Origin of the sequence: Actinocatenispora rupis (assembly GCF_016861975.1) — a bacterium.
Classification (GTDB): Bacteria; Actinomycetota; Actinomycetes; order Mycobacteriales; family Micromonosporaceae; genus Actinocatenispora; species Actinocatenispora rupis.
In genome coordinates this window covers 1-12,786 of record NZ_BOMB01000019.1, presented here as the reverse complement: position 1 = coordinate 12,786, position 12,786 = coordinate 1, and the positions used below count along the sequence as shown (strand labels likewise).

General features: G+C 69.5%; 11 protein-coding genes and 1 pseudogene. 4 read left to right on the top strand and 8 right to left on the bottom strand.

The genetic code is table 11. From position 1 onward, the window contains the following. Position 1: 1 nt before the first annotated feature. The 4 genes from Aru02nite_RS16195 (at position 2) to Aru02nite_RS16180 (ending at position 6,096) form a co-directional block, all read left to right on the top strand. Complete coding sequence (locus Aru02nite_RS16195; protein WP_203658365.1) at positions 2 to 205, top strand: hypothetical protein; 204 nt, start codon at positions 2 to 4, stop codon at positions 203 to 205. A 291-nt stretch (positions 206 to 496) separates the two neighbouring features. Beyond that, the gene (locus tag Aru02nite_RS16190; protein WP_203658364.1) at positions 497 to 4,327 is read left to right on the top strand and encodes a DEAD/DEAH box helicase; all 3,831 of its coding nucleotides are present in this window, start codon (positions 497 to 499) and stop codon (positions 4,325 to 4,327) included. Positions 4,328 to 4,848: 521 nt separating this feature from the next. Beyond that, positions 4,849 to 5,406, top strand: a complete 558-nt coding sequence (locus Aru02nite_RS16185; protein WP_203658363.1) for a class I SAM-dependent methyltransferase — start codon at positions 4,849 to 4,851, stop codon at positions 5,404 to 5,406. A gap of 261 nt (positions 5,407 to 5,667) precedes the next feature. Continuing rightward, complete coding sequence (locus Aru02nite_RS16180) at positions 5,668 to 6,096, top strand: DUF4097 family beta strand repeat-containing protein (protein ID WP_203658362.1); 429 nt, start codon at positions 5,668 to 5,670, stop codon at positions 6,094 to 6,096. 210 nt (positions 6,097 to 6,306) lie between these two features. Here Aru02nite_RS16180 and Aru02nite_RS16175 read toward each other — a convergent pair whose 3' ends face one another. The 8 genes and pseudogenes from Aru02nite_RS16175 to Aru02nite_RS16140 all read right to left on the bottom strand — a co-directional run. Continuing rightward, a complete protein-coding gene (locus Aru02nite_RS16175) occupies positions 6,307 to 8,322 on the bottom strand; it encodes an Hsp70 family protein (protein WP_203658361.1) in 2,016 nt (671 codons plus the stop codon). Positions 8,323 to 8,440: 118 nt separating this feature from the next. Next, positions 8,441 to 8,821 carry a transposase gene (locus Aru02nite_RS16170; RefSeq protein ID WP_275408650.1) on the bottom strand — a complete coding sequence of 127 codons (381 nt, stop codon included), beginning with the start codon at positions 8,819 to 8,821 and terminating at the stop codon, positions 8,441 to 8,443. A 119-nt stretch (positions 8,822 to 8,940) separates the two neighbouring features. Further along, complete coding sequence (locus Aru02nite_RS16165) at positions 8,941 to 9,348, bottom strand: hypothetical protein (protein ID WP_203658359.1); 408 nt, start codon at positions 9,346 to 9,348, stop codon at positions 8,941 to 8,943. Next, the gene (locus tag Aru02nite_RS16160; protein ID WP_203658358.1) at positions 9,338 to 9,988 is read right to left on the bottom strand and encodes a hypothetical protein; all 651 of its coding nucleotides are present in this window, start codon (positions 9,986 to 9,988) and stop codon (positions 9,338 to 9,340) included. The genes Aru02nite_RS16165 and Aru02nite_RS16160 overlap by 11 nt, the downstream gene beginning before the upstream one ends. After that, complete coding sequence (locus Aru02nite_RS16155; protein WP_203658357.1) at positions 9,988 to 10,248, bottom strand: hypothetical protein; 261 nt, start codon at positions 10,246 to 10,248, stop codon at positions 9,988 to 9,990. The genes Aru02nite_RS16160 and Aru02nite_RS16155 overlap by 1 nt, the downstream gene beginning before the upstream one ends. Before the next feature lie 617 nt (positions 10,249 to 10,865). Beyond that, complete coding sequence (locus Aru02nite_RS16150; protein ID WP_203658356.1) at positions 10,866 to 11,702, bottom strand: hypothetical protein; 837 nt, start codon at positions 11,700 to 11,702, stop codon at positions 10,866 to 10,868. After that, positions 11,699 to 12,277, bottom strand: a complete 579-nt coding sequence (locus tag Aru02nite_RS16145) for an NAD(P)/FAD-dependent oxidoreductase (RefSeq protein ID WP_203658355.1) — start codon at positions 12,275 to 12,277, stop codon at positions 11,699 to 11,701. Before Aru02nite_RS16145 ends, Aru02nite_RS16150 begins: the two co-directional genes overlap by 4 nt. Next, positions 12,205 to 12,786 (bottom strand): annotated as a pseudogene (locus tag Aru02nite_RS16140) (hypothetical protein); the annotation flags it as partial. The gene Aru02nite_RS16145 and the pseudogene Aru02nite_RS16140, both read right to left, overlap by 73 nt.

The following is a 12,786-nucleotide window of genomic DNA, read 5'->3' as shown; positions in this document are numbered from 1 at the left end:
GGTGTCCTCTGCTGCCTGCGGCACGCGGCATCTCCTCTGGTGGGGACTGCACGTCCGCGCCGACCTCACCGCATCCGAACTGCTCGCCGCCCTGGCCAACGGGATCGCCCTGACCACCACCGACGCCGCTCAAGCAAAGCGACTCGTCCTCCTGATCAGACAGGGCACGGACACTCCCTCGACACCAGACGACAACATCTGCTGAAAACGGCAGGCACCCGACGCCCACTGCGCCCTCGAAACAGGCACTCCGCCCGGTGTCGTCTGGCAGGGGTTACCAGGATGCGCAGCCCGGCCAGATCGAACCGGGCGTCGCCGGCGTGTGCGCCTTCCCCGTCGAACACTGCGACGATCTGGTCGCCGCGGACGAGGAGGATTGCGGCGGTGTAGGTCGGCATGGGGTGACATCGCGGCGCTGTTTGCTGTCCGCGCCTTACTTGACGCTGTGAGGCATTCTTGCCTTTCTGCGGTGTCTGGACAGATCACAGGGGGGCGGATGGAAACCGGCGACCGGTCGAAGGCGCAGCGGCGTCGGCGTGCGCAGATCCTGCGCTACTGGCGAGCCGTTGAGTACTTCTCGCCGCCGAAGGTCGATCCGGTGAATCCCGGCAAGAAGGTCTTCGCCGTGGGACCGAACCGGCCGTTGCCCTGGGAGCCCGGCTCACCTCTCGGCCGACACCGGTCCCGGCGCGGGCTTGTCTGGCAGCACACCGTGTACGCCGGGATTTTTGGCGTCGACAAGGTACGCGACGTCCTGCTGCAGAAGTTCCGTGCCCCGGATTCCGAGCAGAACCTGGATGGCCGGATCGGCGGAGACAGCGCCATGCTCTGCTTCACGGTGAACCAGGACGGTTTGTTGATCAAGGACAGTGTCACCCTGTCCGCGTGTGCCTGGGCGGTCGGCCAGACGTTGCACCCCGGGCCTCACAGCGACCGTTGGCTGACCAGCTTCGACGTGGACGCCACCGGTTTGTTGCAGCAGTTGCTGGACCTTGGGGACGGGAAGATCGAGGTCGATCGCGGTTCCGCTGCCGGCGACGCGCAGCAGGGCTCGGGGCTCGGTCCGGTCGCCGGCTTGATGTCGCGCCTCGTGGTCAGCGCGGCAAAAGGCGGGCTCGGGGCGGCCGCTGGGGCGGTGGGCGCCCCTTTGGGTCCTGTAGCGGGTGCGGTGGCGGCGAAGGTGATCGAGCGGGTTGGCGGCGACCTGATCGACTCCGCCGCGGCCCGGATCGCCGACCGGGTGTCGGGCAGCGACGCGGAGGCGGGCACCAGCGAAGACAGTCCGCAGCAGAGCGAGGCGAAGCCGACAGCACCGCCGCCCGATGTGGGTACGAAGGTTCTGGACGTGCACGACCTCGCGGCCATTACCCGGTGGGTGGCCGAGCAACTCGGCGTCGGCGACGTTCTGCAACCCAACGCGATCCGGGTAAAGAGCTATCAGGTCGCGGCCAGACACGCGGACGAGGCGAGCGGTGACACATTCCTCAACAGCTTCTACGCCGACGACCTGGAGCGGGTCGCCGGTGCCCTCGAAGCCGAGCAGGCCGGTACCGCACTGCTGGACTACCTGCGCGACGACGCCGACCTGGATGCGATGAACCGGTTCGACCTTCGGCGGATGCCCGAGGTCGTGTTGGCGGGTGTTCAGCCGTCGGACATGCCGCCGGGTCGGTGGCCGGCAGACACCGACAAGCCACTGGTGCTCAGCCAGCAGTTCGCGGTCAACCGCATTCTGGCCAGTCTCGGGCAAGATACCGGCATCTACGCCGTCAACGGGCCTCCCGGAACCGGCAAGACGACCATGCTGCGTGACCTGGTCGCGGCGCTCGTGGTCCGGCGCGCCGAGCGGCTGGCCACGCTGAAGCGGCCTGAGGACGCGTTCGCCCGTACGCCGCTGACCTGGCGCACGGAGGAGACGGCCGGGACACCGTATCCGCGCACCATCCGCCCGCTGATCCCCGCGCTCACGGGCTTCGAGATCGTGGTCGCCTCCTCCAATAACGGAGCGGTGGAGAACGTCACCCTGGAGGTGCCCGGTGCGCGGGCGATCGGCGACGCGTGGCGGGGGCGAGCTGACTATCTTGCCGGTCCCGCCACTCTGGCCCTGAAGTCGGAAGCCTGGGGTGCGATCGCCGCGCGTCTGGGGCGACGCAGCAACCGATCCGAGTTCGTCGAGCGCTTCTGGTGGGGCGAGCATGACCGGGACAACGGCGGATCACAACCGGAGGCACACGGCGGCGGCCGGATCATCGGCCTGCACAAGATGTTGCAACTGCAGGAAGGCGGCCCTCGCGGCGGGGAGAACGGTGAGGGCACGACCAACAGCCCCGACGCGGCCGCGCCGTTGGGCCGGACGACCTGGGCACAAGCAGTCGAACGCTTCACGCGGGCCCACGATCGGGTGGCTACCTTGGCCGCGGAGCGGCAGGAGATCGCAGATCTGCTGAGCCGGATCGACGGCCCCGACGCCATCCTGGACGATCTGCTGGCCCGGGAGTCCAACGCCCGTGACACGGTGCTGCGCATACAACAGGAACGGCGCCGCGCGGAGGTCGAACTCGCCCGCCACAGGGCGGAGCACGCCCGGCGCCGGGACGCGCTGTCCGCCGTGCGAATCCGCGTCGGGCAGGCCGAAACCGCCGTCCGCCACGCGGAGGATGGCGTACGGGCGGCGGAGGCGGCGCGGCACGCCTACGACGCCGAACGGCCCGGCATGATCAAACGGCTGTTCACCCGCGAGCCGATGCGGCAGTGGGAGGCCGGGCTACGGCCGTACCAGTTGGCTCTGGAGGCGGCGGATGACCGGCTCGCTGAACTGGAGTCCAAGCGAGCCGAGCGGCATGCCGCGGTACGCGCCGCACAGGAAGACTTGGATCAGGCGTTGGCCGCCGTGCGGCGCGCCGAGGACCGACTGTCCGCGTACGAGCGGGCTTGCGCGAAACAGGTCGCCACCATCGCCGAGGCCGGCCAGCAGGTGACTCATCGCCGCCGCGAACGGGAGGCCGAACAACGCCGCCTGCGCTCGGCCACACAGCAATGGGGGCGGTCTGTGCCGGGCGCCGAGTGGCGGGCGGCCCCCGACGACAACCAGGCGATGGAGACCCGGGAACTGTCGGCTCCCTGGATGGACGCCGCTTTCGCCGAGGCACGCTCCGACCTCTTTCTCGCCGCCCTGGACCTGCACCGCGCGCTGCTCGCCAACGCGCCTGGGCTCATGCGCAGGAACCTGCAGGCGGTGATGGATGTGGTGAAGGGGCAGGCGCCCACGGATCTCGACGCCGGGACGGTGCTGGCCGCCTGGCAGATGTTGTTCCTGGTCGTACCCGTGGTGTCGACTACGTTCGCGTCGATCGGCCGGATGTTCGCGCAACTGGGCGGCGAGACGCTGGGCTGGTTGTTCGTCGATGAGGCCGGCCAGGCCGCCCCGCAGGAGGTGGTCGGCGCGTTGTGGCGTGCCCGCCGAGCGGTCATCGTCGGTGACCCGCTGCAGCTTGAGCCGGTAGTCACCCTCCCGTGGACCGGCCAGCGGCGTCTGGCCGGCCATTTCGCGGTGGATCGCCAGTGGGCCCCGTCCGCAGCCTCCGTACAGACCCTGGCCGACCGGCTCAACTCGTACGGGACCTGGATCGACACGCACGGCGAAGGCAGTACGGACGAGAGCATCTGGGTTGGTTCACCGCTACGGGTGCACCGGCGCTGCGATCGCCTCATGTTCGACGTCAGCAACGCGATCGCCTACGGCGGACTGATGGTCTACGGGGTCAACCGAGACCAGGATGACTTCGCGTTGGTGCAGCGCAGTGTGTGGTGGGACGTTCGCGCCCTACCGGGTGACGAGAAGTGGAACCCCGAGGAAGGTACAGCCCGGGAAACGACCCTCGACCGGATCCGCGCCCGGATCGACGAGGCGATCGAGCGGGAGCGTGCGCCTGCCGGCCTAGAGTTCCCCGATGGGCCTGATTCTGACCACGCCGCAGAGCGAGCGCGACGGCTGAACGATGCCGTGTTCGTCATCAGCCCGTTCCGCGACGTCGTCCACGGACTCGGCAAGGTGGTGGGCGAGACGCTCAGCAACAAGCGCTACGGCACGGTGCACACCACCCAGGGCAAGGAAGCCGACATCGTGATCCTCGTCTTGGGTACCGGGTCCGGCCAGGTGGGTTCCCGCAACTGGGCGGCCCAACGCCCCAACCTCCTCAACGTCGCCGTCACGCGAGCCCGTCGACGCCTCATCGTCATCGGCGACTTCGACGCCTGGTCACGACACAAGAACTTCACAGATCTGGCGCGGCACGAACTGCTGCACAGGTGGACCCCGAAACCCTAACCAGCCGACGGGTCGCGCCGCCGCGCCACTGGACCCAGCAAACGACCTACGTCAGCCGGCTGACACATCCATGGCACCGGCCCGTTTCCGCTCCCGGATCCACTTCGTGGCTAAGCGGGCCGGCCCCACTCCCATGGGCTTGCCGCCGACGCAGCGTGAGCGTCCCCCGCTTCTGCGGAGAGCTGGTTACCTGGCTTCGGAGGGCTCCGGCGTCACTGTTACTGGCTCGGCTGGTGTGGCGTGTTCGGTGTGCCAGGCGGCCTCGTGATCGTCCGGGCTGCTGTTGCTGAGCCGGGCTTGGATACGGCGGGTGTCGGCCCAGCCGTCGATGTAGGCAACGATCGCGTTGTCGCCTGATCCCGGGCCATCCTCGGGCACCGCCCGCCGGCCGCACTCTTCACCGCGCTGCTAACCTCGCCGAACCACCCAGTGTTGCGATGACCGCTGGAAACCACCCCGTCGCTAGAGGTCAGTCTCAACGCGTCGCCGACAGGGTGCACCGGATCGACCCGCCTGCCACCGTGGAATGGTTCGACCTGGACTACCCCACGATCATCGGGCTGCGGAAACAACTCCTTCCGCCGCACCAGCACTACACCCTCATCGGATCCACCGTCACCGATCTGACCTGGCTGGATCGTATCCCCCGCGGTCGGCCGGTGCTGATGATCGCCGAGGGACTGGTGCCCTACCTGACCGAGACCGCCGTTCGGCGGTTGCTGACGCGCGTCGTCGACACCTTCCCCGCCGGCCAAATTCAGATCGATACGGCGTCGGTCTGGGCGTGGCGCACCTCGAAATGGGATCCCACGCTACGCAAGTACGGCACCCAGTTCCACTGCGGCTTCCGCGATCCGGCCGCACTGGCCGACTGGCACCCACGGCTCGAATACGTCGACGAGGCACCCATGAGCGACTCGCCAGTACTGATGGACAAGGCTCCCGCAAACGTACGCCGCATGTACCGCCTGATGAACCTGCTGCCAGGCATGAAGCGGTCCATGCGTCTCGTGCGGTTCCGGTTCCAACCCTCGGCCGGTGAGCACCGGGTGAACGGGAGGGAGCCCGACTCGGCGTGACCAACTGCCTCGACGTGCGACGAACACCGAGGTGATCGTCCAGGCGGTCCTGGCTTCAGGCCGAGCCGGTGATCATCCTGCTGCTGGCGTTGCCGAATCACGAGCCTTCTTCGCCGCGTTTGGTGAAGCCATCGCCGCAGTTATGGCACACCGGTAGGGGGCGGGCGTGTCAGGGCAGTGACCGGTCGGCGTCAGCGTGCCCTTCGACCCTGAACTCAGCACACCGGCTGACGAGACCTCAGGCGAACGCCCACATGCCGATTGACCGTCGAGCTGCCCACCGCGTCCGGGATCCGGATCGAGGCGGCTAGCGTCGAGCTGCGGGCCGAGGGCTGGTTCGGCGACGTGGCCGTCGACAGCGAGCACGGCGACTTCAGCGTCGACGAGGCCGCGAGCGCCCGCCTGGCCACCGTCGGCGGGAACGTCGCGGTCGGTCGACTGGCCGGCCCCGGCGAGATCCGTACCAGCAAGGGCGACATCACGGTCACCGAGGCGGTACGCGGCACGGTGAGGTTGCGTACCGACACCGGCGACATGACCGTCGGCGCCGCAGCCGGGACGCTTGCCTCCCTGAACGCCGGCACCTCGCACGGCCGGATCCGCAACCAGCTCACGGCCGTTGGCTCCGGGGAGCCGCTCGCGCTGCACGCCACCACCTCCAGCGGCGGTATCACCGCCCGCAGCAACTGAAGAACCCTGACGCTCCCCTCGAAGGAGACCACAGCGATGTCGAGCACCGCATCACCCGTCACGACGCTCTCTTCGAGGCAGGTCTGCGCCGCCTGCACGACACCCTGGCGCGCTACGTCGACTGCGGCCGGATTCCCGGACTGGTCGCGCTGGGCAGCCGCGGCGACCGAACACACGTCGATGCGGCGCGGTGAGCCCCGCGTCGTTCCGTCAGGACGGCGGATGCAGGGCTCGTACGATCTCGTCCGCGTAGCTCGCGGCGGCGCTGGTGCCGAGATCGCCGGGGCGCTGGGCGTACGCGACGGTCACGGTGACGATCAGGTTGTCCAGGCAGCAGACGGCGGTGTCGGTCTGCTGGTCGTAGGAGGTGACGGTGTACCCGTCCTGCCCGGTGGCGGGGATTCCGCCTGCGGTCACCATGCCGCGGGATGCGGCGTCACTCTTCCGACCGCTGAGAGCATCGCGGGCGACGGTGTGACCGTCGCTGGTGCGGTGGTGGGCGAACCTCTCGATCTTGACGGTGAGCCGCGGCCGTTCGGGCTGCTCGGTGATCTCCGGCGAGTCGGGGTCCGACTGGTAGGTCAGGTGGCACGTGCTGGACGCCGCGGTGTAGGTGGAGGCACGGTGCCCGGCGGCGAAGGTGCTGTGGAACCTCGACCCGTGGGTGGTCTGGCAGGCGTTCGGCGCGGCGTCCCAACGGCCGGCGGAGGTGAACACACCGAGGCCGTAGCTGGTTGCGGCGAGAACTGCCAGGCAGGCAACGACCACAGCGGCGACGACGACCGTTCGTCGGCGGCGGCCGGCGGACAGCGGCTCGGCCGGCGGATCTTCCGACGGTTCCGGCGAAGCGTCGCCGCCTGCGGTCCGCCGCAACGCCGGCGCGATCCTGATACCGGCGCCACGGACCCGACTGCGGCGTACCGCAGCGTCCGAAACGGCAACGGCAGCGGCCGCCGCAGATTCTGACGGGTCCGAGGCGGCGAGGGCGGTGACCTGCGCGCCGCTGCGTTCCGAGGCGGCGAGGGCAATGGATTCCGCGCGTTCCGGGGCGTCCGAGGCGGCGAGGATGGCGGTCTGCGCGACGGGTGCCGTTGCCACCGACGGCTGGTCCTCCGGGTTCTGGGCCACTGTGGTGGCCGTGGACGGGACTGAGGCGGTCGGGGTCGCGTGGAGCGCGCCGACGGCGACGACCTGCTCGGGTCGGTCCAGGACGGTCGGGGCGATCCGGGTCGCCTCCAGCAGGGTCGCCGCGGCCAGCGGGATGCGCGACGAGCCGCCGACCAGGAACAGTCCGGTACCGAACGGGCCGACCTTGGCGCCGTCGAGCAGTCGGCGGGTCAGCTGCGCCGCCTCGGCGAGGCGGGGGCGGGCCGCGGCCTCCAACTCGCCCCGCGTGAGGTGCGTGTCGCGATCGACCAGCGGCAGGTGAATCGAGGCGGTCGAGGTACGCGACAGCATCTCTTTGACCGCGGTGGCGTCCCGCCACAGCGTGCGCGCCGCGCGCCGGTGTTGCGGCGTACGGGGCTGCATCAGCTGGGCCCACGGCCCGGCGGACTCGGGTGGCAGGCCGGCTGCGAGGCAGCTGACGACCATCGCGTCGATGTCCAGCCCGCCGAGATCGTCCAGCCCGTCGACGGCGACGACGTCCCACCCGGTGGCGGTGCGGGCCACGACCGCCACATCGAGGGTGCCGCCGCCCAGGTCGTACACGACGACGTGGTCCCCGATCCGGACGGGACTGTCGAGTACCTCGGTGAAGTAGATGGCAGCGGCGACGGGTTCGGCCACCAGCTCCGGTGCCGGCAGGCCGGCCCTCGCCGCGGCGTCCAGCAGTGCCTGCCGGCGCGGCCCGCCCCACCCGGCCGGATGCGTCATCCGCAGCCGTCCTGGCACCCGGCCCGCGGTGCGGGTCGCCTCGTCGGCGACGCGCGCCAGTACCGCCGAGATCGCGTCCACCACCGGAACGACGCTCGATCCCAGCAGCAGCTGCCCGTCGTCGATACGGCGTTTCGGGTTCGGTTCGAACCGGGCCGGGTCCAGCCCGGCCGAATGCAGCGCGTCCCGGCCGGTCAACAACCCGCCCGCGTCGTCGAGCCACACCCCGGACGCCAGCAACGGCGATCCGTCGAACAGCAGCGGCTCCGGCCGCCCGTCCCGACCCCGCAGTACCGCGACCGTGTTCGACGTGCCGTAATCGATACTCAGGACCTGATCCGTGTCCGACACGCCCGGATCCTAAGCCAGCCCGGCACGCCGGCGCGGCTCCTGATCGGCCGAGGCGGCCCGGTGTTGGCCGGCCCGCCACCGGCGAGGTCGACCTGACCGGCGGCCATGGCCACGAGGTTCATCGGTCGGCGAGGACGCAGCCCGGGCGGCACGACTCCACCCAGGCTCCGGACAGCGTGGACGGCAATGGGTCCGGCCGCACCTGCACCGAATCGACGATCGCGCGCTCGAGGTCCAACCCGCCGTGCCAACGAACCTGATCCAACACCGCCTGGTGCAGCCGCTCCCACAGCCCGGCGGCGGTCCACTCGCTGAACCGTCGATGCGCCGTGGCCCGCGTGGTACCGAACAGGTGCGCAGGCAGCGTCCACCACGAACAACCCGCCTTGGCCTGGAACAAGATCACCGCCAGCACCGCCCGATCACCGGTCCTGCGCCTACCGCCGCCCTGCCAACGGATCGGAGCCGGCGGGATCAGCCGCTCGGCCAACCGCCACAACGAGTCTGGACATCAACGCTCCACATCAGACACATGATCATGAACGAGCCAACCTCAAATGTCGGCGAGTTGCCGGATCTGACGGAGCGGGACGTTGAGGATGAGGAAGACGAGCCGCGTTAGGCGAGGTTCCGTGCCTCAGCGATGAGCTTGATGGCGTGTTCATCGGTCCACCCGTCCTGGTCGGCCAACGCGGCCAGGAGGACGGTCTCGGCGCTGCCCTGTGCCTGCGGGTCGATGCCGTCCGGAAGGTCCTCGTCGAACGCGGCGGCCCGGATCAACTTCTCGGCGACGGCGGGGTCTACCTTGTCGCCGGTGTCGTCGAACCGAGCACGCGCCGAGGCGACGAACGCGATGATGTCCGCCGAGGTACTGCCCGCGCCGAACTTGTCGTCCATCGCGACGAAGAACACCGACGCCAGTGCCCGAGCCAACTCGCGGTTGTCCGCCTCGGCGGACAGGGTGCGGTAGGTGTCGAAATCACGCCGGAGGAACGCTTCCAGTGCGGCGTACGGGTCAGTGGCCATCGTCGTCCTTCCCTCGGGTCCGCCATCTTTCCACAGCGGTCATGATCACTTTGGCGGTCAACACGCCCACGGCCGTCAGCGACGACACCATCTCCGGCACGTTCACCTGGTCGTCGGTGGGGCGGGATACGTCGACTTCGCTCGTCGCGTGTCCGGCTGGGCGGGACAGGATGTTGATCACGTCTTCGGCGCGTGTCTTCGCTGCCTCGGCGAGTTCGTCGGCGGCCTCGGTGCTCTTGTCGACGAACTTCGCGGCACGGCGACGCCGACGCTCTCGCCGTTCCCATCCCTCGCTGCCATTCTCGTCAGCGTCGAGCGTCTGCGTCCCGGCTCGCTCGCCCGGGTCGACCACCTGGTCCCCGACGATGGGGGTACCGCCGTCCGCGCCGATCGCGGACAGGTAGTCCCGCGCGGCCTGGTTGCCCTGGCCGATCGCAGCCGCGATCTCGTCGAGTAGGTCGGGCACCGATGCCAACAACGCGGCTGTCGCCTTGGCCGTCGCGTTCGTGGTGCCATCGACGGTGTGGTCGAAGACGTCTGCGGCTTCGGCGCTGCGCTGCCGGGCTTGGCCGAGTGCGGGGCTGGCGTTGAGGAGTGCATAGGCCGCGCGGACGCGTGCAGCGACCTCGCCGGTGCTCATCAGAGCTGTGCGGCGTACTCGGTGGCAGACCGCACGCCGCCGGCGATCGACGCCTGTACCTCGCTCGCCTTCTGCTTGGCCTGTTGAAGCGCCACCAGCGACTGCTGCACTTTCGGGTGCTGGGTGCCCTGCGATGCCGCGGTGATCTGCTGGATCGCCTGGTCGAGCTGGTTGTTGAGCATCTGCACGGCCCGCATGGCCTGCTGGGACGACTGCTTCGCTTGCTCGATCTGCGCCTTTACCTCGGCGATGGACGCCACGTGATACCTCCCCAGATGTCTGACTTCGAGCAATCAGACCCTAGCGGAGGGCGACAAATGACTGCACGCGCGCACGTCGGTGATCAGTCAACGCGGAGAATCCGCTACCCAGCCGCGGGGCGCAATGCAGAAGAACACTTCCGCGAGCTTGGGGATGGGCCGGCCCCGCTCATCGTCGCCTGGCCAAGTTCTGTGGGCTCTGATCTCAGCAGTACGCGGAAGGGTATGCGCAGCTGCGGCCTTGACCCAGGCTAAAGACTGTCCCGCATCGGTGGTCGGTTCGGTCGTTGATCTTGGTGTGGCGCAGGCTTTCAGATCCGATCAGCCGCAGTGGATCCCGGTGTTCACGGGCCTGTCGCAGCGGCAGTTCCGGCGGCTGGTGGGCATCGCGGCTGGTCGAGGCGGCGGGGCAGACGTGTGCGGGTCGCCCGTGGGGCCTGCCGCTGACTGATCGGGTGTTGTTGGTCGCGGTGTACCACCGGACGAACCTGACGTGCGGCAGGTCGCTCCGCTGTCCGAAATGTCGAAATCGGCCGCGGGCCGGATCGTCGATCATCTGGCGCAGCATTTGGTGCTGACGCCGAGTCGCCGCCGGCATCGGCCGGGCACGGTGTTGATCATGGACGGCGCGCTGGTTGCGACCAGGGATCGGCAGGTGTCGGCCCGGTCGAAGGACACCGGTACTCCACCAACCTGCAGGTCGTCATCGACGCCGACACCCGGCTGACGGCGCGGTCGGGGATCCGCTGCCCGGTAACCGAAACGACTGCCGGGCGTTCACTGACTCCGGCATCGACCAGCAGTGTCAGGGCGCGGCGGTCATGCCTGACGGCGGCTACCAGGGCAACCGGTCGGTGATCATGCCCTACCGCAAACCCGCGTGAGGGCGAACCGCCGCTGTCGGGCTGGAAACAGGACCTCAACACCACCAACCACAGAGTCAGAGCCCGCATCGAGCACACCTTCGCGCACATGCAGTCCCGGACCTTGCCGGGGTGCATCGGCGGGGCCACGGCGGGCTCTACGATGTGTTGGCCGCGGGCCGGATCGACGGGGTACTCAGCGCGGATTGCCTCGACCTGCTCGTCGAACATCTGGCGCGACAGCTCGCCGACTGCGCCAGGGGTCGTTCCCTGTGGCTCTACGGTGTACGGCTCGATCGGCTGGTGGAACGCGGCGACGATGCGAAGCGGCCGGTGGCGCAGCACCGCGGCCTGCATCACCTCATGGCGCGCCGGCTGCCGGCCGACCCCGTCGAAACCCACAAGTACCGGACTCGTCATGGTCACCACCCCCGAATCCACGGTGCCGGGCGTCGGAAAGGTCGTACAGCGTCGAGGGTTCCCGGCGACGGTGAGCTGGTCGGCGAGCGCCTCGTCCCACTCGTCGTACTCGGTGAGGAAACCCTCCCCGTCGACGTGCACCTGGTGTCCGGCGATCGTGGCGACGCTCATGATGCGACCTCCTCCGGCACGTGCTTGCCGGCCATGGACATCCGGGCGGGTACCGGCAGCGGCCGGCCGGGCAGCAGGGCGTGCCAGTAGACCCAGCGGAAAGCGCGCTTTCCCCAGTGGTTGAGCCGGGTCGGCCGCAGCAGGCTGAACGGGCCGAGCCCTGGCAGCGGGTAGCGGCCCGGCAGCGGTTCGGTGTCGTAGTTGAAGTCGATCAGCAGCGCCCGGCCGTCGCCGCACTCGACGAAGCAGTTCGCGTGCCCGTCGAAGTCGACCCGCGCCGGCCGGCCGTGGAGCCGGGCGGCGAGGGCGTCGGCGAACAGTTCCGCCTCGACGTGCGCCACCGATCCGGCCTTCGACGTCGGTACGTCGTTCGCGTCGCCCAGTGCGAAGATGTTGTCGTACCCGTTGGCGCGCAGGGTGTTGCGGTCGACGGGTACGTGGTTGAGCTCGTCGCCGAGGCCGGACGCGGCGACGTAGTCGGCCCCCATGTTGAGCGGAACGGTCACCAGCAGGTCGTAGCCGATCCGGCGGTCGTCGTAGGAGACGACGGCGTACTCGGTGACCCGCTCGACCATGAAGTCGGGTTCGACCGCGACGTTCCGGTCGCTGGCATCGAGCCCAGCAGATGCGAGGCGATGGGCCGGGTGAAGGCGCCCGGCAGCGGCGTCGCGTAGGTTAGTTCGGTGCGGTCCCGCAGCCCGCGGTGCCGCAGCGCGGCGTCAAGCAGGAAGGTGAGCTCCAGCGGAGCCACCGGGCATTTGATCGGCATGTCGACCACGTCGACCACGACCCGGCCGCCCCGGAACCGTTGCAGCGCCCCGGCGAGCCGTTCCGCGCCGGCCAGCGTGTAGAACTCGTGCACGGTGCGACCCCACCGGAGGCCGAGCAGTCCGGGTGTCTGCTCCGGCCGCGGCGCGGTCCCGGTCGCGATCACCAGGTAGGTGTACGGCAGCAGCTGTCCGCCGGCCAGCCGCACCACGTTGTCCGCCGGCGCGACGCGCTCGACCTCGCCACGCAGCATCCGCACCCCGGGCGCCAGGAACCGTCGGCGCGGGCGGACCAGGTCCGACCGCCGGTACCCGCC